The sequence below is a fragment of the Kitasatospora sp. NPDC090091 genome (genome assembly GCF_044747365.1).
Lineage (GTDB): Bacteria > Actinomycetota > Actinomycetes > Streptomycetales > Streptomycetaceae > Kitasatospora.
In genome coordinates this window covers 1-20,740 of record NZ_JBIVDY010000013.1, presented here as the reverse complement: position 1 = coordinate 20,740, position 20,740 = coordinate 1, and the positions used below count along the sequence as shown (strand labels likewise).

The following is a 20,740-nucleotide window of genomic DNA, read 5'->3' as shown; positions in this document are numbered from 1 at the left end:
TGGGAGTCGAGGCTCACCGAGTCGCTCTCCGGACTGGCACGGGTGGGTCATCATCGGGCCTTTTGCGCAGGCGGGTTCGGGGTACAGCCGGGGGACGCGGTGGTGTAGGCGGCGCCGGTGACCGCTGCCGCTGCCGGGCGGGTGGAGCGGTCATGGGCGGCGCGCACCCGGGAGTCCTCGGCGGAGCCGGGGCTGTCCGGGAGGTTGGGGCCTGTGCGGCACAGGCGGTTCTGGGCGGAGCGGTAGACCGCGTAGTCCAGCCGCGGGCCGGCGGCGACGAGGTAAACCTCGCGTGCGTGCCGCGCGTCGGGCTGGGCGTCGCGGAACTGCACGACGGGGCGGTGGCTGGCCCACTGGTCGCCCGCGCCGAGGTAGATCTTGTGACAGCCCTCCAGCCGGCCGTCGAGGCGCTTCGCGACGCGCTCGCCGTGTACGAGGTCCTGCAAGTGCATCAGCGCCTGGTCGCGGATGGTATCGGGGAGTTGGCGCAGGTCGGCGATGGCCTCGGGGTGGGCGGAGAAGCCGAACTTCGCGCGGCTCACCGCGACCGCCCCCGATCGGGCCGGGCGACGGCAGCAGCGGCGGGAGCGGAGGCCAGGACGGCGGCGGCGCTTATGGACGGGGCTGTGCTTCGGGCGAGGGCAGCGCGGGTCCACCGCCACGTCGATCCCCCGTCGGGGAAGGCGCCCTCGCGAAGCGTGTAGGTGCCGCGGTCGGGCTGGACCTCTTCGAGGAACAGGCGCACCGGCAGTTCGGCGGCGGTCCGGTCGACAGCGATCGTCCATGCGTCGGTGGCTTCGCTGTCCATGGCCAGCTGGTCGACGGCCTCGTAGCGGTCGCCGGAGCGGTGGATTCGCTCCTCGACGCGCGCCGTCAGCTCGTCGCCGGGCCGCATCCAGGATAGTTGGAGGGCGTCGGACGGGCACCCCCGCTCGATCAGCCACTTGCGCGCGAACGCCAGGTTCGAATGCTGCGACGTGTGCAGGCTGAACGACTCCTGGCCCCGGTAGCGGACGGCGTCGAAGGCGGCCAGATTCGGCTCGCCGTAGAGCGAGCCCCAGGTTGCCGTTGTGTCGAAGGCCAGAATGAGGGAGCGTTCGCCGACATCGTGCCGGGCCAGGACCTTGAACTCGTCCTCGTGCATTCCGTCGTAGAGATCGGCGGCTTTCTCATCGGCGGGGCGCAGGCCGTCGACCTGGAGGTCAAGCGTGGGGGTCATGCGGCGCGTCCCGGTTGGTCGGGGGTGGACAGGACGCGGTGGTTGGGCCGGGCCGGGCTGGTGGTGCACGCGGCGAACGGGCCGTCCGGGGCACGGAGCTGGAGGAGCGTGTGGTCTAGATGGTCGCGGTGCCACGTCGCGGGCCCGGTCAGGCCGGCTTCTGCGTCGGTCAGCTGCTGCCAGGCGAGCCACAGCCCGTGGAGCCGGGCCACGGCTTCCTGGTGCTCGTACCAGCGCGAGCACCAGGGGCGGGTGGAGCTGATCTCCCGGCCGTAGGTCGGCAGGAGTACGTGGGTGACCCAGTTGCCGAGGGCGGCCAGTTCGGCGGCGTACTCCGCGCCGCCCATGGCGAGGATGAACACCGACGTCGGGCCGTCGAGTTCGGGCCTGGCGGAGTCCGTCTCCGATTCCTCGACGCTGGGGACGGCGGGGGCATCGGGGTCGGTGCCGAGCCGGTCGAGGATGACGCCGTGCTGGCGGACCTCCGCGATGGTGCGCGCGAGGGTGCTGGCGAGGTCGTCGAGGTCCTCGTCGGGGATACGGATCGGCTCGGGCGCGGGGGTGCCCGTGATCGGATCGGACATGGCGCATCCAGGTGGTTCGGGAGGATGGGGCGGCAGGGGCGGGGCGTGGTCTTCTTCGGCGGTTCATCGGTGCGCTCCAGAAGTGCGGATGGGAAGAGGATCCGCAGATTCGGCGGTTTGGCAGGGCCGCCAACTCGGGCTAGACAGAGGCCGGGTGGGCGGCTCGGGCGGTGATCCGCGACCCGAGCGCGACGGCGTCGGCGAGGCTCTCGGCGAGGGGGTGGCCGGCGGCGGCGAGCTTGGCCGGGTGGTGGAGCCCGCCGGTGTGGAGAACCGCGTGTGCGCCGTTGGCGTGGGCGGCGTCCGCGTCGTCGACGGCGTCGCCGATCAGCAGCACCCGGTGGCCCTGGCCGGTGAGGCCGAGGGCATCGAGGTGGGCGGCCAGCGGGGCGGCCTTGGTGCCGCCGGACGCGCCCGTTCGGCCCTCGATACGGTCGAAGAAGTGCCCGATCCCGGCCTCGTCGACCTCGCGCACCAGGGTGTCGTGCGGGCAGAGTGACAGCAGCGACTGGGTGTGCCCGGCCTCGTGCAGCGCCGTCATCAGCTCGACGACGCCCTTCCGGATCCGGACGGGCTGGGCGCCCAGGTGCTGCAGGAACGCTCCGTCGCTGGCCAGCCACTCCTGCTCGGTGATCTCGCGGCCGAGCAGGCGGGCGTAGAAGTTCGGGATGGGCACGGTGTGCTTGGCCCGGTAGGTCTGCCGGTCGACCAGGTCACCGCCGAGTGCGGGCAGCGTCGCGTTCAGCGCGTTGACGTGGTCGTCGAGGTCGTCCTTGACCGTCCCGTTCCAGTCCCACACAACATGCATGGCAGAGAAGGAAGTTGCGGGGGCACAGGTGGTGTTCATGGTGGTTCTTTCAGCTGAAGACAGGTGTGGTCAGGCGGAGAAGCGGTCGTCGAAGCGTCGAAGGAGCCAGAGCGCGGCGCAGGCCCCGGCGAGCGGGACGAGAGCGACGAGCAGTGGTCCGGCCGGGCTCGCGAGGGAGGCGAGAGCGGTGCCGGCAGCCTGGCCGACGCCGATGCAGGCGATGAGCCAGGCGAACGCCTCGGTGCTCTCGCCCATGGGTGCGAGGCGGCCGACGGTCAGGAAGGCGGCGGTCAGCAGCGGGGCGAGGAACGTGCCGGGCAGAACGGCGCCCAGGACGGCGATGGCCGGCACCGGGTCGGGCAGCAGCGGCATCCACCCGGCGGCGAACCCGATCGAGGCGGCCACCAGGTGCCGAGTTGGGGCGCCAGGCCAGGCACGGCGGCCGTAGGCCAGGCCGCCGAGCATGCTGCCGACGGACAGTGCGGCAGGCATCACCCCGGCCAGCCACCCGGCGTGATGACGTTCGGCGGCTGAGAGGGCGAGCACGTTCATTGCGCCGAGGGCGACGCCGGTCCCGGCGAGTGCGGCGACCAGGACCCGCAGGCCCGGCACTCGCAGCGGGCCGAGCCAGTGCATCGGCTTCGCAGCGGCACTCGGCAGCCAGGTGCGCGACGGTGCGGCGGAGGTGATCATCCCGGAGCCGAGCAGGCCGGCCGCCGCGGTCGCCACGAGGGCGCCGTGCGGGCCGATGACCGCCGAGACCCCGGTGGCCAGCAGTGGACCGGCGACGAAGACCAGGCCTTGGGAACTGCTGTCCAGAGCCAGTGCGGCGCGCCGGCGTTCGGGGTCCGGCAGCAGGACTGGCCATAGTGCCCGCAGGCCGGCCTCCAGCGGCGGCGTCGCCAGCCCGGCGACCAGCACGGTCAGCGCGGCGAGCACCGGGTGGGGCACCGGGCCAGTGGACGGCAGCAACAGGAACGCGGTGCTGGCGATCACCGTGGAGGTGATCAGGACCCAGGTCTGGCCCCGGCGGTCGACCAGGCGCCCGAGCAGCGGCTGGCCGATCGCGGAAGCGAGCCCGTAGAGGGCACCGAGCAGTCCGGCCAGGGCGAGGGAGCCGTGCTCGGCCCGCACCAGCAGCAGGATCGCGATCGGCGCCATGCCGGTGGGTAGACGTCCGACGAGGGTGCCGGCCAGCAGGCGGGCCACGTGCGGCGAGCCCAGGGCAGCCCGGTAGCTGCTGTCCTGGGCCGGGCCGCAGACGGCAGAGGTGGTGCTCAAGGGAAGGGTCCTTCGGTCGGTCGGCGGTCGGCGGTGCGCGGGCAAGGCGCCAGCGGGCCGGGGCATGCGCAGGCATGACAGCCCTCTCGGTTCGTGCGGCTGCCGGGGAGAAGAGTCCGGAGAATCCGCGGTTTGGCACGGCCGGAATAAGCAGGTAGAAGCCCCCTGCCGGGGAGGCAGCGTGGAGGCCCATTGCAGGACCTATTCGTTGCCGAGGGTGGTGAGCTGTGCCGGGTGGCTGCGGCTGGGGGCGGTCACCCGGCTCGCCGGCAACCCCTTGGACATGGGGCTGCTCACGGGGTGCTCCGGAGGCGGCGGGAGGGTGATGTGCGGCTGAGCGACGTGGTCGCTGTACCGGGCTGGGCGAGGGGAGCGGCTGGCGGGGTGGACTTCGGGGTGGACTGCCGAGGGGCACTTCGGGACAGTGCTGCGTGCACCCGGGCCGCAGGTTCGGAGCGCGCCGTGGGATCGGCCCTCTCGGGTGCCGAGGATGGGTGGCCGATGGCCGTACGCCAGCGGGCGCGCACCTCGTCCAGCGGGCCAAGGGCGTGCAGGGCCTGGCCGATGAGACGGCCGGGCGCCAGGGCCTCGTCCTCGGCCAGTGCCTTGATCGTGGTGGCGGCCCCGGCGGCGGCGCGGACGACGGAGGAACGAATGACCCGGTCGCCCAGCCACTCGGCAGAGCCGGCGCCTGGCCCGCCGAAGACACCGTCGAGGTGCTCCCGCGAAAGCGTGCCGTCGACCAGCAGTCCGCGCCGCTGGACCTCCCACAGGGCAGTCACCTCGTCGATCGGCTCGCCCCGATGGTGGAGGGCGCCCAGGCAGCGGTAGAGCTCGCCATGGCCGGCGCCCGCGAAGTCGTCTGGCCGCAGCCAGCCGTAGACCTCGCCCATCGCTGCGGGCTGGCCGACGAGGAGGGCTAGCAGGAACCGCTCGTCCTCGGTCTGCTCCGGCCCGACCGGCGTTGCCAGCGCGCTCGGTCCCGATTCGGGGGGCGGGACCGGCCGGGGCTCGGTGCCCCAGCGGCGGGACAGGTCTCCGAGTGCGCCCGCCAGAACATCGGCGTGGTGCAAAACGCTCTCCACCTGATGCTGATCGGCGTCGATCCGGGCGATCTGTTCGAGCCGGACGGCGTGCTCCGTCACCTTCCGGTGGATGGACCCTTCGAGGACCATTCGCCCGTAGACGGGGGCGTTCTGCGGGCGCGGGCACGCGGCGATCAGGGTGTGTGCGTACGGGGCGTTCAGCCCGCGTACGTGGCGACGGGCCTCGGTAACGGTATCGGTCACCCAGGACAGCGGCACCGTTCCGTTGGCGTCGAGGGCCGGGCGCCCGTCGGTGCTGAGGGTTCGCATCGCGGCGAACAGGGATTGGTGGGCGGGCCGGTAGAAGTCGGCGGGCGTCAGCCAGGCCATCGCTTCGAGCTGGGCCGGGTCGAGGAGGACCGCGCCGAGCACGGCCTGCTCGCCCTTGAGCAGCGCGTCCATCATCACCTGTCATTCCGGGCGACTGCCCGCTCGTCCCGCAACCGGGCCACCTCGCGGTCAGCGACGGCCATCGCGGCGGCGAAGCGGTCCAGTTCACCGGTGAAGGCCGGGTCGGTGGCTAGGATCGAACCGGTACTGGTGACCAGCCACCACTGGCTGCCCCGGCGGACGACGGGGGAGCCCGCCAGCCGCTCGGGGCGCGGCACATGGGATGAGGAGGCGCGTTCGGACATGGGTAACTCCTGTAAGTCGTAGAAGGGTTCAGGCGCCGAGGGTGAGATCCGGGGCCGCGGGGGCGCCGGACCGGCACGCCCACGGGGAACAGCGGTCCGTGCGCTGGTCGCGACGGCCCGGACCTGCTCGTTGTGCTTGTGCAGGGAGGCGAGCAGGCCCATGTGCCGGTCGCGGAAGTAGATCTGCTCGCGCAGCACCGACTCGTACGCGGCGGTGAGCAGTTCCAGGTTGGAGAAGCCAGCGCTGGGGTTGTCGTGGCGCTGTGCTTGTTCGCGCAGGGCAGCGAAGCGGTCGGCGGTGGGGTGTTCCAGTTGCTTACGACGCCGGCTCGAAGCCGTCGCGGTCAACGGCCTTGGCGAGGGCGCGCTCCGTGATGGCCTTGGTGGCGCGGGCGGAGGCCGGGCCGATCGTCTTCGCCGACGGTTCCTTGTACCAGGGCTTGAGGTCGAGCATCGCCACCCGCATGCCGGTGGCGAACAGCAGGATCTTCCCCTTAGGCAGGGCGCGGATGGCGTCCGGCGGCAGGATGCGCTCGGTGCGCATCGACACGGACGTGGACCTGCCGCCGTCGGAGGTGGAGACGGAGATGGTCTGCACGTCGTGCTCGCCGATCTGCCGGGACAGCTTGTCCGCGAAGTCGGCGTCGTCGATTCCGCTGCCGATCACCTTGACGGTGGCTGCGGACCAGAGCGCGTCCATGCCGGCTTCGCCCCAGCAGCGCTGCCCCTGTCGGTAGCTCTGCAGGATGGTCATCGGGATGACGCCCCGGCTGCCCAGGTGCGAGTACAGATCCGGCAAGTCCGAGATACGACAGACGTTGGCGGCCTCGTCGAGGACACACAGCGCGGGCGGGTCGAGCCGTCCGCCGGAGCGCTCGGCCACGATCACGGCCGCCCGCATCACGGCGTCGGCCGCCGCAGCGATGATCGCGCTGGCCGAGCCGCCGCCGTCCTTGCTGAGCAGGTACAGCGTGTCGCGGGAGGTGGCGAAGTCGAACGGCCTGAACTCCGGGAGGCCCTTCGTCGGGATGACCCACGCGGCGATCTCCGGGTCCAGCAGGCAGCTCGCGTACTGCCGCGCTGTCTCGTAGATGCCGTCCCTGGTTTCCGTGGCACCCGAGACGGTGCCCTGGAGCTGGGCGGCTACAGCGTGGTGGCCGGCGTCGGTGAGCAGGTCGACGGGCGTGCGGTCGGCCGGGGAGGCGAGCCAGGTGAGGACGTCGGTGATAGGGCGCCGGTGGCCGGCGGCAGCCAGGAACAGGGCGCCGAGCGTGTTGCTCGCCGCGGTCGACCAGAAGTCCGAGCCGCTGGATTCATCGACGCTGGCGGCGACGAAGTGGCCGGCGAGCCGTTTCGCGCCGGCGAGGTCGCGGGCGTCGGCGAGGATGTCCCACCACAGCTCGCGCGGGTGGTGGGCGATCTGCTGCGGGTCGAGCGTCCAGATGGTGCCCACCTTCGACCGCGCGTCGACCGTGGTGGTGTAGGCGTCGTTGGCCGCCTTGTTGCTGGTGAGCAGGACAGGACCGGGGGCGGCGAGGATCGCGGGGATCGCCAGGCCGCTGGTCTTTCCGGAGCGTGGCGCCATGATGGCGACGAGGACGTCCTCCCAGGAGGCACGGACGTCGGCTTTGCCGGGGGAGAGCGTGCCGACCAAGATGCCCCGGTCGTTGGGTATGACCTCTTTTGCACTCCCGGCTGTTCAGGCTGGGGCGCAGGCTGCGGGCCTTCGCGGTAACTTCCTTGTCCAGCAGCGGCGCGAGATCGGCCTTTCGGGCGAGGCCGGTCCTGGTGTCGCCGCGCCAGCGCATCCACAACACCAGGCCGGTGGTGGTCAGGGCCAGGGTGAGCAGGCCAGGCACGACACGGGCACCCACCAGCAGCGCGGTGGCGCTCAGGTTCGGCCACAGTACGTCGGCATGCAGCAGGGCGTCGGTGGCACGGAATGGGGCCCATGCTCCACTGCCGACAAGGCCGTTGGCGAGGTTGCCGGTCAGCCAGGCGAGGGAGCCGAAGGCGAGGGCGGCGCCGAGGACGCCGAAGAGGAGGTAGAGGAGCGCGTCGGACCCGGTGGTGGTCGATGGCGCGCTGGTGCGTGGGGAGGGCAAGGCGGTTCCTGGTGGGTGCGAGCGGGCGGGGGCGGGGCGCGCTCGGTGGCTCTCGTGCGATTCACGGGGTCTGCTCCTCGGCGTCTGGGAGAGACGTTCAGCGGCTGAGGCCGGCAGGGCGGCCGGGGGCGGGTACTGCGGGCGCCGGGGCGGTGGCGGGGGCCTTGGCAGCGGTTGAGCGCCGGCGGGCAGCAGCGAGGCGCGCGCGGGAGGCGACGTCGGTGTTGCCGATGTAGCCGACGACCAGCTCCGGAGCGATGGCTGCCTGGTACCCGAAGTCGGAGAGCAGGCTGGCGGCGGTTGAGGCAGCGCACTGCCGGTCGGTGTAGCCCATGTGGTCCGGGAGACGGAGGGAATCGGGGGTGGGTCGGGCGGGTTCGAAGCCGCACCCGCGCAGGACCTCGGTGGCCTGGTGAGGGATGCCGGTGCGGCAGTCGGCCCAGACGAGGCCGTCGGCGCCCCGGTAGATCTCGACGTCGGTGCCGTAGGTGTCGGCGAGGTTGCCCATGGAGGGGTTCCTTCCGGAGAGAGGGCGGTGGCGACGGGAGTCCCGCCGGTCAGCGGGCGCGGCCTGTCGGCCGGGGGCCCGCCGCCGTCGGGGATACGGAGGCGGGCGGCGCGCCAGCGGTGACGCCGCGGGCGGTGACGGCGGGTGAGGTGGCGCGGGCCGCGTCGGTGGCGGCAGCGGAGTAGCGTGAGGTGGCCAGGGCGGTGTGGGCGGGTGCCTGGGGGGATCGGGCGCGCTGCACCTCGTCGAGTGCCCCGCCCAGCTCGCCCAGGGCGGCGGAGATGGAGTCGCCCGCGAAGCCGAAGCGGTCGGAGAGCTCGAACTGCTCGGGGTCGAGATCGGTGATCTGCTCGGACACGGCCTCCATCGCTTCGTGAACCCGGGCGAGCACCCCGTAGTCCGGGTCGACCAACTGGTCGAGAACCTCGGCGACCTCCCCGAAGTCGGTGGCGCCGCGGATCTGATCGGTGAGCTGGAGGATCTTCCCACCAGGGGTGGCGAGCCCGTGCCGGTCGGTGCGGCCGGTGAGCAGATCGGTGTCGAGCCTGGGGTCGAGGTCGACGCCGTAGCGAGCGGCCCGCAGCATCTCGGCGGAGTGCGTGGCGATGGCGGCACGGTCGGCCGGAGCCGTGGTGATGGGCAGCCGGTGCCGGCGGCCGTACCAGCCCGCCTTCTCCTGGAAGCCCGCGTGCTTGAGCAGGGCAGCGGACAGGTCGTCGCTGGAGCCCTTGGCGACGACGCTTCCGCTCGGCTCGATGCCGATGGTGATCACGGGGGCGGGCATACGGTAGTCCTTGGCGGTGGTGACGGAAGGGACGGACCGGGTGAGGTGACCGAGGGCGGCGGCGATGCGGTTGCACTCGGCCTGCGCGTGGAAGGCGTCCCGGTAGGTGCCGTGGACCCCGCCGTCCTCGCGGACGACTGTGGCGACGATGTGCACCGAGCGGTCGAGATTGCGGATCGCGGCCCACCGGCAGCCGTCCGGGTCGCCTTCGGGGGCGAGCCCGGTCGCGGTGACGAGGCGTCGGGCAACGTCGGCCCATTGGGCGTCGGACAGGTCCGGGTGGCGGGGATCGGAGCGCACCGAACACATCCGCATCGGCCGTTCGGGCGCCCGGGAGTCGATCCGTGCTGCCGGGGCGTCGAGGACGCCGCCGCCGAGGACCTCCTACGGGTCGCCGAAGCGGGGGAGTTGCTTGCTGGCACCTCGGTAGTCGGTGCCGATCAACCGCGGCCGCATCCGGTAGCGGGGGTCGTCCTGTCCGTAGAGGGCGGGAATCAGCGCGGCCGTGGTGGTGGCGCGCTGCAGGTGGGCGATCACGGCGTCCCCTCTTGGGCGGGCGGCGGGCCAGGCGGGCGGGCTGGCAGGGAGAGGATCCGCAGATTCGGCGGGTTGGCCCGGCCGGAGGTCGGTGGTAGACACTGGGCGGCCGGGCCCGGAGATCGGACGGGCGTCAGCACAGCGAAGGATCACAGCGGCGGCTGGACTTCTCGCGGGCGAAGTGTCCGCCATCGGCGAGGGCGGTGATGGCCTCTCTGGGAAGGCACCTCATACTCGGGATTCGCCGGAAGCCGGTCCGGTGCCCTGCCCCGGGGCAGGGCATCGGGCTGTCACGCGAAGGGATTCTCGGTCGGCCGGTCCGTGTCCGCGGCGGCCTCCAGTAGCTCCTCCAAGTCGCCGGGTTCGGAGGAGCGCTGATCGATCCACCAGCCGGCGCGGGTGACCGTGCGGGCCTGGTCCTCGACCTGCTCCCAGGCGGCCTCGGACATGCCGCCGTCCAGAACGAGGCTGGTGTAGGCGGCGGCCAGGAGTTGGTGGCGGCAGCGCACGCCCCAGGCGACGCCCCGCTCGGTTCCCTCCAGCGGCGGCATCCGGTACTTCTCGGACCAGGCATCCGACTCCGCCTGCTCAGCGGCGCGCTTGGCCTCCAGCCACGCTGCCTTGTCCCTCTCGTCGCCGTCCTTCGCGGCTCGCCAGCAGTCGGTGCAGTCCTGCTTGGCGAGCCAGTCGGCGAACCCGGCGCGGCGGTCGGCGGGGCGGTCACCGAGGTCCCTCTGGCTCTCGTGGCTACACGAGTGGGTGATCGTCCAGACCTTCTTCACGGACATCGAATCTGCTCCTTGGTCATAGGGGTGGTGGTCATCGGGCGCGCGCGAACGCGACGCGCGGGTCGACCGCTGCGGTTGGTGGCCCGGCGGTGAGAATGGCCTTCGTGGTGGAAGTCGGCCGGGCTGCGGGGCTCTTGGCAAGGGAGGCCTCGTCGACGCGGAACTTGTGGGTGGTGAAGGCCTGGTGAAGCGGCGCGCGGTTGGCGGCGACGGCTTCGGCGAGTTCGGGCTGCATCGCCACCTGGTAGTGGCCGCGCCGCAATGACAGGGTGCTGCGGGCCACCGCGTCGAGGGCTTCCGCCCGGTTGGTGACCGGGGGCGGAAGGTAGATGTCCAGGTCGCGGTTCCAGCGCCAGCCGTCGACCTCCAGGAAGACGGCCGGGCTGAGTGGCTGGTGTCCGCCGACGGCGGCGACGACTCCCAATCGCGGATGCTCGGCGAAGGCCACGTCGGGACCTGGATCGGGTTCCTGGCCGCGCGGCGAGGGCGCGCCGGCCCGAGCCCGTGCCTGTTCAACAGCGGCCGAGGGGGCCAGGGCCGCGTCGGCGTCGACTCGGTAGCCGGCACCGTTGAGCAGCTTGATGGCCCACGCGGCGCGCTCCGGTGCCTCGCGCTGCTGGTCGGTCAGTGCATACAGGCTCGGGTGGCCGGGGATGCGCTGGAACTCGAGCCGCTCCAGCATCCATTGGGCGGCGGCCGACTGTGTGGGCAGGGCGGCGACGATGCCGTGATCGGGGTGGCGCCCGATGGCGACGTCGGGCAGGGCAGAGGGGGTTTCGGCAGGCACGGCGGGGCTCCGCTTCGAGGTACGGACGGTGGGGCGTCGGCGAGGCGGGGTCTGTTCGGGAGGGGCATGGCAGGCTTCCTTCCGGGGGCGAGCGGTCATCGGCGTGGTCCGGTCGGGTGTACGGGTGCGGCAACTGCGGTCAGGGCGACTTCGGCGGGAGGGCCGGGCTAAGTAATCTGCACTCATTGACAGTTGGCGGCCATACGGAAGTCGGTGTCGTAGAGTCGGCGTTCGCGTAGGTGCAGGAGGTGCTGCACGACGAAGCTGAGCCCCGCGACCTTCCACAGGCCCCGGCCGCGAGGGAGTGCGGCTATCGCCTGGGCTTCGACGCCGGTAAGGCCGAGCAGGACCATGGACGCCGCGATCTGGTCCGGCTCCTGCCGGTAGATGATCCGTGTGCTGCAGTCGGCGAGGAGGCCCTCGGCGAGTACGCGACCGCGCGATCCGGCGTCGCCTGCGGACAGCAGGTCGGAAAGCCGGTGCAGGATCAGGAGGTTGGCGATGCCAAGGCCCCGGGAGAGCTTCCACTGCTGCTGCATGCGCTCCAACAGGCCGACGTGTCGCATGATCCGCCACGCCTCGTCGTAGACCACCCACCTGCGGCCGCCGCTGGGGTCGGCGAGCGCGGACTCCATCCACGCGCTCGCGCAGGTCATGGCCAGCACGAGGGCCGTGTCATCGCCGCTGCTACCCAGACGGGACAGGTCGATCGACAGCATCGGCGCGTCCGGGTCGAACGTCGCCGTCGACGGTGCGTCGAACATCCCTGAGAGGTCGCCGTGCACGAGGCGGCGCAGGGCGTGGGCGAGGTCGTCGACCGCGTGGCCGAGGCTGCCGGCCTCCGCCCCGAGTACGGCGTCCAGGCGCTCGGGGCGGCTGAGGACGTGGGCGATATCGCCCAGCAGCGGCACTGTGCCTGCAGCCTCGGCCTCGGCGACGACCAGATCCAGGGCGACGTCGAGGCCGGTGTGCTCCATCGGCAGCAGATCGCGCTTGAGCACGGTGGCCGCGAGACTCGCCAGCAGCAGGAGACGCCGCTTGCGGACCTCGCCGGTCCAGTCGTCCTCGCTCACCCCGTCCGGACGTGTGGGTGCGTCCAGCGGGTTCAACTTTCCTGGCAGACCGGGGCCGAGCGCGATCGTCTGCCCGCCGAGCGCCTCGGCGAGAGCGGACCACTCGCCCTTCGGGTCCGACGGAATGTAGATCTTGTAGCCGTGGGCGATGGACCTGGTGGCGATGGACTTGGCCAACGCTGACTTGCCCATGCCGATCACGCCGCACAGCACCGCGTTCGGATTCGTGAAGCCCTCGATCCGGCCGGAGTTGTAGAGGGCGAACGGGTCGAAGCAGAAGGAGCCCTCGGCGTGGAGGTCCCGGCCGACGAAGATGCCCTCGGCGCCGAGGCCGGCCTCGGCCAGGAACGGGTAGGCCCCGCCCGCGACGGCGGTGGTCATCCGGTGCTTGGGCAGACGGAGCCTTCCTCCGCGGGCGGACGCCGCGCCGGGCCGGCCCGAGGCGGGGTAAGTGGCCTGCAGCTCGGGGTCGAGGCCCTCGAACTCGCGCCGCTTATCCGGGGCCTGGGCGCGGCGGGCCTTGGTGCGGGCCTGGGCGAACTCGGCCCTGGCGGCGCGCTGCTGGGCGCGGGAGGTCTTGCGGGGGACGAACAGGGGGCTGGCGGTGGCGCGGTTCCTGGGCATGATCACGGATTCCGGGGGTCAGCGGCGGACGAGGCCGGTAAAGGGGGAGTGCAGGTCAGCGGGGGTGGTCCGGCGGCGGACCAGTTGGGCGGCGTCCTGGTGGCGACGGCAGATGGTCAGCTCCGGCGCGCCCTCGGGCCGGCGGGCGCGACAGGCTTCGGCGTCGGGGACCTCACCGCTGCCCGGCCGGGGAGAGGCGTGGTAGGCGGCGTGGAGGTGCTCGGCCGCCTGCCACAGGCGGGTGCGGGTGGCCTTCAGATGGTCGCCCTCGACCGGCAGCAGCGGGGAGGTGCGCTGGGCGTGGGCGTCCAGGAGGCCGTGCAGCGCGACCAGGTGCTCGTGGAGGGAGTCCAGCTCGGCCCGGGAGGCGACGAGCGGACCTGCGGGGACGTTCAGCGTGCGGTGGAAGTCGATCGCGGCGGTCGCGTAGGGGACGAAGTCCTGCGCGGTGGCGGTGGTGGCCGGCATGGGGGTGCTCTTTCGGCAGAGGTGGTGGCCGGCATCAGGCGGCGAGGGCGAACGGCAGGGCGGAGGCGGTGAACGCCTCGGCCTGCTGCCAGGTGAGCGGGCGCAGGTCGAGCTGGGCTCCGACGGCGGCGGTCTCCACCACCGCACAGGCGGAGCGCAGCTCCTCCTCGGTGTCGGCGGAGACGGTCAGCAGGCCGGTCAGGGCGACATCGGCGTGGCCGGCGATCAGCTGGCGCTCGCGGTTCTGAATGTCCTGGTACTCCACCGAGTCGGCCTCGGAGGCGACCTGGCCCTTGCGGGCACGCTCGGCCGAGTCGGCGATCACGCTGGCCTTCTTCCGCTGGACATCGCGCATCGCGGAGTCCAGGTCCTTCGGCTCGTAGGCGAGGGAGATGGTGCGGCGCACTCCAGAGGCGAACATCACCTGGTGCAGGAACCCGGGGCTGGTCTCGGTGCGGGGCCAGTTCTCCACCCAGTACGTCGAGTGGTGCGCGGAGTCGGTCGAGATGTGGTCGGCCTTCTCCACCACGACCACCGGGCCCGCTGCCGCCGGATCGGCGGCAGGGTGGCCGTCTTCGGACCAGCGGTCCAGTGCGGCGAGGGACTTGGGGTCGTAGGCGGTGCGGGCGACGGCGGCGATCTCGGTGGCTGACAGCCAGCCGTTCGGGTTGAGGCCGGCGCTGCGGGCCGACTGCTCGAACGCCGAGGTCAGCTGGGCGAGGACCGAGAAGCCACCGGTGAGCCCGCCGCCCGCCTGGTTGATCAGGCGCCGGGCGGCCCTGAAGTCCAGTGCGATGGCGACGTATGACTCGTGCGGGGCGGCTGCCGGACCGGCGTTCTGGATCAGCTCGCCGTAGAGGGCGCCGGCCAGCGGGGTATCCGGCTGGCCGTGCTCCTCCCAGTACCGGCGAAGCGCGTCACCGGAGTCGGGGACGGTCCGCTCGATCACCTGGATGCGGGCGACGTGCCCGGTGCGGGCGAGCGCCGCCAGAGCGCGACCCCAGCCGCCCACGTTGGCGTTCTGGGTACCGGGGTCGAGCAGGGCGTACGCGCGGCTGCTGACCTTCACGATGGCGGTGAGGGTGCCGGCGTGCGGGTCGTGGACGGCGCCGTAGCGGCGGTCCGGGGCGGTGACCACGCGCAGGCTGGCCGCACTGCCGGGCAGGTGCAGCAGTCCTTCGCGTACCGGGCGGCGGGACGGGCGGGCGAGCCAGACGAGCTGGCCACGGCACCGGCGCAGCGCGTACCGGGTGGCGATCGGCGCCCAGTCGGCCAGGGTGCGGCCCCGGTGGCGGATGAAGACGAACGCGGCGACCCCGGCCCACACGGGCAGGAGCTGGAGGGCGCCGACGACGCCGCGGGTGACGAGGACGGCGAGCAGGAGCAAGCCGGTGGCCGAGACGGTGATCAGCTGCGAGGCGCTGAGGCCGAGGAGGATGCCGCGCTTCGAGCGATGGGGGAATTTGACGGACGCAGGTGTGGCTTCGGGCGTTGGTATGGAGGAGGGCATCGGGTGATCCAGGGGGTGAGCGTGCAGGCGGGGGTTGGGGGCGCGGCGCTCTTCTGGGCGTCATGGCCGGACTCCTTCGGTGCTGGAGAAAGAGTGGTGGGGACCGGGCCGGGCCGCAGGCGGCGGCCCGACCCGGGGGGTGGTCCGGTCAAGAGGAGCCGGACGAGGGCGGCTGGTTCGGGTAGACGAACCGGACCGGATCCGGTGCGGACGTCCCGGCCGGGGACGGCCCGCCGACCGACGGCCCGTTCGGCGCCGGAGCCGGGGCCGGAGTCGAGGGGGAACGTGCAGCCAAGGGCGCGGGCGTACCCGTGCTCGGCGGCGCGACCGTACCGCCCGTGTGGAACGCTCGGGTGCTCGGGGCAGCCGATGCGTCCTGTGCCCCGCCGGTGGCCTGCGGCTGCCCGCCATTGCTGGGGGAGGAACGGGTGACCAGGGCCGGGAGGCCGGGCCGGGTGACCAGAGCGCGTCCACGATCGCCGGGCGCGCTCGGGTCCTCGCCGAAGCGGAACTTCGTCGGCTGCTGCGCGGGGCCGGCGTCGATGCCCTCCTTGCTGATGCGCCCGATCGGGTCGATGCCACCGGTACCGCCCCCGTCCACGCCGGGAACCTGGCTCGGCCCCTGCGGTGCCGGGGTGCCGGTGCCCATCTGCATGGCGAGGCTGCCTGCGGTCTTCGCCGCGTCGGCTGCGACCGCCATGCCGGCCACGCCGGTGCGGTGGAGGTCGTCGTGGCCGCCGCCGTCGGTGGCCCAGTGGACGAACTTGTAGACGGCGTAGGGGCACAGCAGGACCAGGACCATGATCACGATTCCGGCCATGGCGTCGGACAGCGCGCCGAGCCCGTCCTTGGCGTCGGTCTTGCCGATCGCTGAGACGCCGACGAGGAAGACCACGGTCATCAGCAGTTTGCTGACCACCAGGGTGGCGGTGGCCTCGATCCAGCCGCGTCGCCAGCGCTTGGCGACCTCCCAGCCGCCTCCGGCACCCGCGAACGCGGCGAGCGCCACCAGAACCAGGACGCCGACCTTGCGGGCGACCATCACGCCCCAATACAGGAACGCGCCGATCGCGCAGCCGACCGCGACGAGGGCTGGGATCGCCCAGCCGAGGGGGAACATCGCCCCCAGCTCGGACACCTTCACCAGACGGCGGACCGCGTCGTCCACCGATGTGTTCGCGGCTTTGAACAGCCCGGCGGATAGCGCGTCCACCACGGTGACGGCCACGGCGGTGAAACTGATCGCGCCGAAGGAGAACAAGACACCCGTCATGGTGCCCCAGACGGCCTGGGCGAGAGCGCGCTCGTCGCGGCGCCAGGCGGCCAGGATGAGCTGCGCACAGAACGTGCCGACTGTCAGGATCAGGCCGATGGGCAGGATCAGCTGGTAGTTGTCCCGGAACCACGGGGCGCTCAGGTCGATGGCGGTGGTCTGGTCGACCGCCCGCGCGGCGAGATCGGTGGCGCTGGCCGCCAGCTCGCCCATGCTCTTGGCGATCCACGCGCCGATGCCGTCGGTGATGGACTTGCCGGGGTTGGCCACGAAGCTGACCGCGTCGACCACGGTGCAGACTTGGCTCATCAGGGGGATGTCGCAGACGCCCACGAAGGGCACCTCCTCCGTGGTGTCAGGGCGCGACGGACGACATCACGCCGACCAGGGCACAGGGACGGTCAGGACGGCACTGAACGGCGAGAGTGGCCGAGCGGTCCTCGGCTCCGCCCTGGGGCGAGCCGTTCCAGGCGATCGACTGCTTGCCGGAGACGGTGACGGCGTAGACGTACGCCTGAGTGATCGCCCCCGGATCGGCCTGCAGGGCCCGGGTGAAGGACTCCGGGAAGTGCGCCTCGATCGCGGTCGCGGTGGCGAACTGACCGGAGTCGGCCATCCGCCCCCACAACAGTGGCGAGGCCACCTGGCGCTCGACCGAGTCGGCGTCGACGTACTGCCCCTCGGTCGTCAGCCACCGATGGAGCGAGGCCACCAGCGCGTGCTGCGAGTAGGCCCGGGTGTCGTACGACCACAGGGCCACCGCCGCAGCCTTCCCGAACGCGATCGGGTCGTGGGTGTCCGGCGGAGCCGTCAGAGCAGCAGCCCGGCCTTCCGGCGTGGCCGCTGGCAGGGAGTGAGTCGGGGACGAGGAGGAACTCGACTCCGCGGGAGGGTGGTTGGACACTCGATTGTCGCGGGTGAGGTAGGAGAACAGGCCGGCCAGGGCGACGAGCGCCACCAGGACCACGGTGCCCAGCAGCGCCCGGCGGCGCATGAGGGCGCCGCCGGAGATGCCGCTGCGGGAAGCAGAGGCGAGGGAACGTTTCTTCATGATCACTTGACCTGGCTGCCGAGCGCGCTGAAGAAGGCCACGACACCGTTGGCCGCGCCGAGGAGCAGCGCGGCGCCCGCGCTGACGAGCACGCCCTTCTTGCCGTTGGCCTCGGCCTGGTGGCCGCCGGAGTGGTGGCCCCAGGCCCACACGCCGGCGCTCACCGCGAGCGCGCCGACGACCGCGATGATGCCGAACAGGTTGAGGCTGCCCATGACCTGCTTGAGGACGGAGAGGCCGGGCAGGCCACCCTCGTTGGGGGTGATGCCCGGGTCGTAGGCGAGCTGAGTGACCGCGTCGGCAAGGTACGACATGACGAACTCCGGGGGGAAGGCGGGCACACGAGGGTGCACCGAAGAGAACGGGGGAAGGGGAGCGAAGAACGCCGGTCAGAGCACTCGGCGGGCAGCGAGGATGTCCGGCTGCCAGGAGGCGAGGGTCGAAACCTTGACCACGTCACCGGTCTTGGGCGCATGCACGACGAGCCCGCCGCCGATGAACATCCCGACGTGCTCGGGCCGCAGCGCGGTACCTCGGGTGAACAGCAGATCGCCCGGCCTCAGGGCGCTGGCGGAGACGGCGGTGCCCTCTGCGACCTGGGTGTAGGTCGTCCGGGTGAGCGTGATCCCGGCGGCTTTGTAGGCCATCTGCATGAGCGAGGAGCAGTCACAGCGACCCATCGGGTCGGTGCCGTGCGCGTCGACGCAGGTGCCGCCCCACTGGTAGGGCGTGCCAAGCTGGCCGAGCGCCCAACGGATTGCGGTCTGTACCTGCGGCGGTGCGTCGGCCGGGACCGCGTACTCCTCGGGGAGGGTGCCGGGCGGGATCGACCCGAAGTTGGTCCCGTCGCCGCCCGGGGTTGAGCAGCCACCGGCAGCTGGCGGGCTCGCGGTGGAGGGGGTGGACGATGACGGACTCGTGCTCGGCCCCGGTGCCGGGGTCGAGCCGGTGCCGGGGGTGGTCAGCAGCGGGGCGATGGCCTGGTGGAGCGCCGTCGCCAGCGGCTCCCACTTGGCGTAGGCGTCCGGGTAGCCGGAGCGCTGGACCGCCTGGGCGGCCTGGGTGATCGTCATCGACTCCCAGCCGGAGACCTGCTTGAGTCCCTCGAAGAACTTCGTCGAGGCGTACACCGGCTGCATGATCTGCTCGGCCGTGCCCCAGCCCTGCGAAGGACGCTGCTGGAACAGCCCGAGGCTGTCCCGGTCGCCGTAGTTGATGTTGCGCAGCCCGCTCTCCTGGAGCGCGGTCGCCAGAGCGACGACCTGCCCGCGTACAGGGATGTGCATCGCGACACCGGTGGCCTGGATGACTTTGGCGTTGGGGATCTGCTCGTCCGGCTTTTCCAGTCCGGAGACACCCGGAGCGCTGAGCGGGCTGGAGCCGTTGAGGATCGCCTTGACCTGGGCAGCGACGGCAGCAGTATCCACAGCTCGTTCCTCGCCGCCGGGAACACAGGTGGCCGAGGCGCTCCCGGCCGCCGCAACCACGATCGGCAGGGCCAGAATCAGGGGGCCGACGGCGACGAGGCTGACCAGGGCACCTGCGGACTTCTTCATCGTCGCCGCTCGGCGTGGTGGGCGGCTGGGACGACCGGGGTCGGCGGATCAAGACATGGCTGTGCCAGGGCATGCTGCATCACAGCGGCTCCTCGGGGGTTTGTAGGAGACGCGGCGCCGGCCCCTCGTGCGAAGAGTTCGCCGGCACCGCGCCGGTGGTGGCATCGCCGCTCAGGGCGGGCCCGGGTCAGGGGAGTTGGTAGCTCCCGGACGCCGGTCTCGGGTCACGCGCGGCAGCCGGCCGCACTCGTAATCTCAGCCGGAACACGAGGTCTCCTGGAAGGACGGGAAGGGGATGGGCGCAGGTCCGACCACTGCCCCGTTGGACGAGCATCACGGACCAACACCAGCCACGCCGAGCTGAGTTGTCCTCCTACCCGGTTGGCATGGCGAGACAGTAGGCGCGAAATCCGGCCGCACCAAACAGCCCTTCCACCAGGTCGAACGACGCTCGCGACGCCGTTAGGTTCGGCCGGAAATCGCGGCTACCGTCCTGGCCATCCCCGCTCCCGGCGCCAGCCGCCGGGCGCTACCGGGAGCGGGTCCACCCCTGCCCCGAGAGAGGCCCCATGAGCAGCTTCACCCTCCACCGAGGCGATGCCCTCACCGTCCTCAAGTCCCTGCCCGACGAGAGCGTCAACGCGGTCATCACCGACCCTCCGTACAACAGCGGTGGGCGAACGTCCTCCGAGCGCACCAGCCGCGACGCCCGCGCCAAATACGTGACGTCCAACTCCGTCCACGACCTGAAGACCTTCCCCGGCGAGAACCGCGACCAGCGCTCCTACCGCTCCTGGCTCACCGAACTGCTCACCGAGGCGTACCGGGCAAGCACCGAGCACTCCGTCGCGATGGTCTTCTCGGATTGGAGGCAGGAGCCCACCACCAGCGACTCGCTGCAGATGGCCGGCTGGACCTGGCAGGGCACCATCCCGTGGATCAAGCCGGCCAGCCGACCGAGGAAGGGCGGTTTCAAGCAGTCCGCCGAGTTCATCACCTGGGGCGTCAAGGGCACCCTCGACAACAGCCGCACGATCTACCTGCCCGGCCACTTCATCGCCAGCCAGCCCCGCAAGGGCCGGGTCCACATCACACAGAAGCCACTGGAGATCATGCAGCAGCTCGTCCAGATCTGCCCCGAGGGCGGTGTTGTCCTCGACCCCTTTGCCGGCAGCGGCGCCACTGGCGTCGCCGCCCTGCGCGAAGGCCGGCGCTTCGTCGGCGTCGAACTCTCCCCGCACTACGCCGAGATCGCCGACCAGCGGCTGCGGGCAGAGCAGGCCCAGGACGGCTTCGTCCTCGCAGGACCGGAGGCGTGAGATGAGAGCCAGCAGGCCGGTCGGCCGCAGATGCGAAAGGGCGGCCGGCGCACGAAGCTCCAGCCGCCCTTTCTTGCTCCGTCAGGACTGGTCGACCGCCCGCCGGATCAACGGCACCGCCTTCTTCACGTCCGCCGACGAGGCGATCCGCACCTTCAGATCACCCGTCCCCAGGTGCCCGATGCCGCGCACGCTGCGGGTGAAGCCCTCCTCCAGCTCCACCGTGTCCGGATCCAGCCGCAGATACAGCAGGATCGTCCGGTGCGAAGCCGATGGCCGGAAGATCACGCTCGCCACGATCTGCAGGCGTCGGTAGGCGATGTAGTACCGGAGAGGAACTATCTCGACCGAGCCCGACGCGGTGAGCACCTCGTCCAGCTCACCGTGCAGATCCCGGAGGTACTCCGGGACCTCGCTGAAGACCGAGACATCCCCCGGTTCGGCCGTGATCGACGGCGCCACGGCCGTGTTCGACCGGCGGACGGTCGCCTGACTGACGGTACCCGAGACTGGCTCGACGAGCTGAAGGCTCAGCGGCCGTCGAAGATCCGGTAGCGCACCAGCTCGATCGGCCAGTTCCGGCCACGGCCGCCGACCTCCACCCGAATGCACAGCACCCGCGGGTCAGGGGCATTGCATGTTCGAGATCGGGTCTCCGGTTCGCCGGTCTTGTGGCGTGTTGTGACGTCATGTCTCGTTCTGGGAATGGTTGTTCCCCGGAACGCAGTGCAGGCACGGTGCCGGT

22 protein-coding genes and 1 pseudogene are annotated in these 20,740 nt (G+C 71.8%); 1 reads left to right on the top strand and 22 read right to left on the bottom strand.

Annotation, left to right across the window (positions count from 1 at the left end):
- Nucleotides 1-50 precede the first annotated feature (50 nt).
- The 20 genes and pseudogenes from ACIPSC_RS22960 to ACIPSC_RS22865 form a co-directional block, all read right to left on the bottom strand.
- Nucleotides 51-542, bottom strand: a complete 492-nt coding sequence (locus ACIPSC_RS22960) for a type II toxin-antitoxin system RelE/ParE family toxin (protein ID WP_400827925.1) — start codon at nt 540-542, stop codon at nt 51-53.
- The gene (locus ACIPSC_RS22955; protein WP_400827924.1) at nt 539-1,219 is read right to left on the bottom strand and encodes a hypothetical protein; all 681 of its coding nucleotides are present in this window, start codon (nt 1,217-1,219) and stop codon (nt 539-541) included. Before ACIPSC_RS22955 ends, ACIPSC_RS22960 begins: the two co-directional genes overlap by 4 nt.
- A complete protein-coding gene (locus ACIPSC_RS22950) occupies nt 1,216-1,803 on the bottom strand; it encodes a DUF4913 domain-containing protein (RefSeq protein ID WP_400827923.1) in 588 nt (195 codons plus the stop codon). The genes ACIPSC_RS22955 and ACIPSC_RS22950 overlap by 4 nt, the downstream gene beginning before the upstream one ends.
- A 139-nt stretch (nt 1,804-1,942) precedes the next feature.
- Nucleotides 1,943-2,611 (bottom strand): HAD family hydrolase, encoded by a 669-nt coding sequence (locus ACIPSC_RS22945; protein ID WP_400827922.1) that lies wholly within the window; start codon nt 2,609-2,611, stop codon nt 1,943-1,945.
- A 69-nt stretch (nt 2,612-2,680) separates the two neighbouring features.
- Nucleotides 2,681-3,892 carry an MFS transporter gene (locus ACIPSC_RS22940; RefSeq protein ID WP_400827921.1) on the bottom strand — a complete coding sequence of 404 codons (1,212 nt, stop codon included), beginning with the start codon at nt 3,890-3,892 and terminating at the stop codon, nt 2,681-2,683.
- A 293-nt stretch (nt 3,893-4,185) separates the two neighbouring features.
- Entirely contained in the window at nt 4,186-5,382 is a 1,197-nt protein-coding gene (locus ACIPSC_RS22935) for a DnaB-like helicase N-terminal domain-containing protein (RefSeq protein ID WP_400827919.1), read from the bottom strand.
- Nucleotides 5,382-5,960 carry a hypothetical protein gene (locus ACIPSC_RS22930; RefSeq protein ID WP_400827918.1) on the bottom strand — a complete coding sequence of 193 codons (579 nt, stop codon included), beginning with the start codon at nt 5,958-5,960 and terminating at the stop codon, nt 5,382-5,384. Before ACIPSC_RS22930 ends, ACIPSC_RS22935 begins: the two co-directional genes overlap by 1 nt.
- A pseudogene (locus ACIPSC_RS22925) lies at nt 5,929-7,717 on the bottom strand (type IV secretory system conjugative DNA transfer family protein). The gene ACIPSC_RS22930 and the pseudogene ACIPSC_RS22925 overlap by 32 nt, the downstream one beginning before the upstream one ends.
- A gap of 97 nt (nt 7,718-7,814) precedes the next feature.
- The gene (locus tag ACIPSC_RS22920; RefSeq protein ID WP_400827917.1) at nt 7,815-8,225 is read right to left on the bottom strand and encodes a hypothetical protein; all 411 of its coding nucleotides are present in this window, start codon (nt 8,223-8,225) and stop codon (nt 7,815-7,817) included.
- A 49-nt stretch (nt 8,226-8,274) separates the two neighbouring features.
- A complete protein-coding gene (locus ACIPSC_RS22915) occupies nt 8,275-9,309 on the bottom strand; it encodes a hypothetical protein (RefSeq protein WP_400827916.1) in 1,035 nt (344 codons plus the stop codon).
- A gap of 84 nt (nt 9,310-9,393) precedes the next feature.
- Entirely contained in the window at nt 9,394-9,546 is a 153-nt protein-coding gene (locus tag ACIPSC_RS22910; protein ID WP_400827915.1) for a hypothetical protein, read from the bottom strand.
- A 290-nt stretch (nt 9,547-9,836) separates the two neighbouring features.
- Nucleotides 9,837-10,334 (bottom strand): hypothetical protein, encoded by a 498-nt coding sequence (locus ACIPSC_RS22905; RefSeq protein WP_400827914.1) that lies wholly within the window; start codon nt 10,332-10,334, stop codon nt 9,837-9,839.
- A gap of 31 nt (nt 10,335-10,365) precedes the next feature.
- Nucleotides 10,366-11,121 carry a hypothetical protein gene (locus ACIPSC_RS22900; RefSeq protein ID WP_400827913.1) on the bottom strand — a complete coding sequence of 252 codons (756 nt, stop codon included), beginning with the start codon at nt 11,119-11,121 and terminating at the stop codon, nt 10,366-10,368.
- Between the two features lie 182 nt (nt 11,122-11,303).
- Nucleotides 11,304-12,818: an ATP-binding protein gene (locus ACIPSC_RS22895; protein WP_400827912.1), complete on the bottom strand. Its 1,515-nt coding sequence runs from the start codon at nt 12,816-12,818 to the stop codon at nt 11,304-11,306.
- Between the two features lie 18 nt (nt 12,819-12,836).
- Nucleotides 12,837-13,286 (bottom strand): DUF6238 family protein, encoded by a 450-nt coding sequence (locus tag ACIPSC_RS22890; protein ID WP_400827911.1) that lies wholly within the window; start codon nt 13,284-13,286, stop codon nt 12,837-12,839.
- Nucleotides 13,287-13,320: 34 nt separating this feature from the next.
- Nucleotides 13,321-14,796, bottom strand: a complete 1,476-nt coding sequence (locus ACIPSC_RS22885) for an SCO6880 family protein (RefSeq protein ID WP_400827910.1) — start codon at nt 14,794-14,796, stop codon at nt 13,321-13,323.
- 148 nt (nt 14,797-14,944) lie between these two features.
- On the bottom strand, nt 14,945-16,378 hold the full coding sequence (locus tag ACIPSC_RS22880) for an ATP-binding protein (protein WP_400827909.1): 1,434 nt from the start codon (nt 16,376-16,378) through the stop codon (nt 14,945-14,947).
- A gap of 46 nt (nt 16,379-16,424) precedes the next feature.
- Nucleotides 16,425-17,120, bottom strand: coding sequence for a hypothetical protein (locus ACIPSC_RS22875; RefSeq protein WP_400827908.1), 696 nt, complete (start codon nt 17,118-17,120; stop codon nt 16,425-16,427).
- A 2-nt stretch (nt 17,121-17,122) separates the two neighbouring features.
- Nucleotides 17,123-17,434: a DUF6112 family protein gene (locus tag ACIPSC_RS22870; RefSeq protein WP_363556435.1), complete on the bottom strand. Its 312-nt coding sequence runs from the start codon at nt 17,432-17,434 to the stop codon at nt 17,123-17,125.
- A gap of 75 nt (nt 17,435-17,509) precedes the next feature.
- Nucleotides 17,510-18,676: a C40 family peptidase gene (locus ACIPSC_RS22865; RefSeq protein ID WP_400827907.1), complete on the bottom strand. Its 1,167-nt coding sequence runs from the start codon at nt 18,674-18,676 to the stop codon at nt 17,510-17,512.
- A 569-nt stretch (nt 18,677-19,245) separates the two neighbouring features.
- On the opposite strand from ACIPSC_RS22865, the gene ACIPSC_RS22860 reads away from it, so the two are divergent.
- Complete coding sequence (locus tag ACIPSC_RS22860) at nt 19,246-19,995, top strand: DNA-methyltransferase (RefSeq protein ID WP_400827906.1); 750 nt, start codon at nt 19,246-19,248, stop codon at nt 19,993-19,995.
- Nucleotides 19,996-20,076: 81 nt separating this feature from the next.
- Here the strand turns inward: ACIPSC_RS22860 and ACIPSC_RS22855 are convergent, their stop codons facing one another.
- Together ACIPSC_RS22855 and ACIPSC_RS22850 are read right to left on the bottom strand one after the other, a co-directional pair.
- On the bottom strand, nt 20,077-20,457 hold the full coding sequence (locus ACIPSC_RS22855; RefSeq protein WP_400827905.1) for a DUF5655 domain-containing protein: 381 nt from the start codon (nt 20,455-20,457) through the stop codon (nt 20,077-20,079).
- 68 nt (nt 20,458-20,525) lie between these two features.
- The coding region (locus ACIPSC_RS22850; RefSeq protein ID WP_400827904.1) for a hypothetical protein at nt 20,526-20,740 on the bottom strand (215 nt) is incomplete at its 5' end.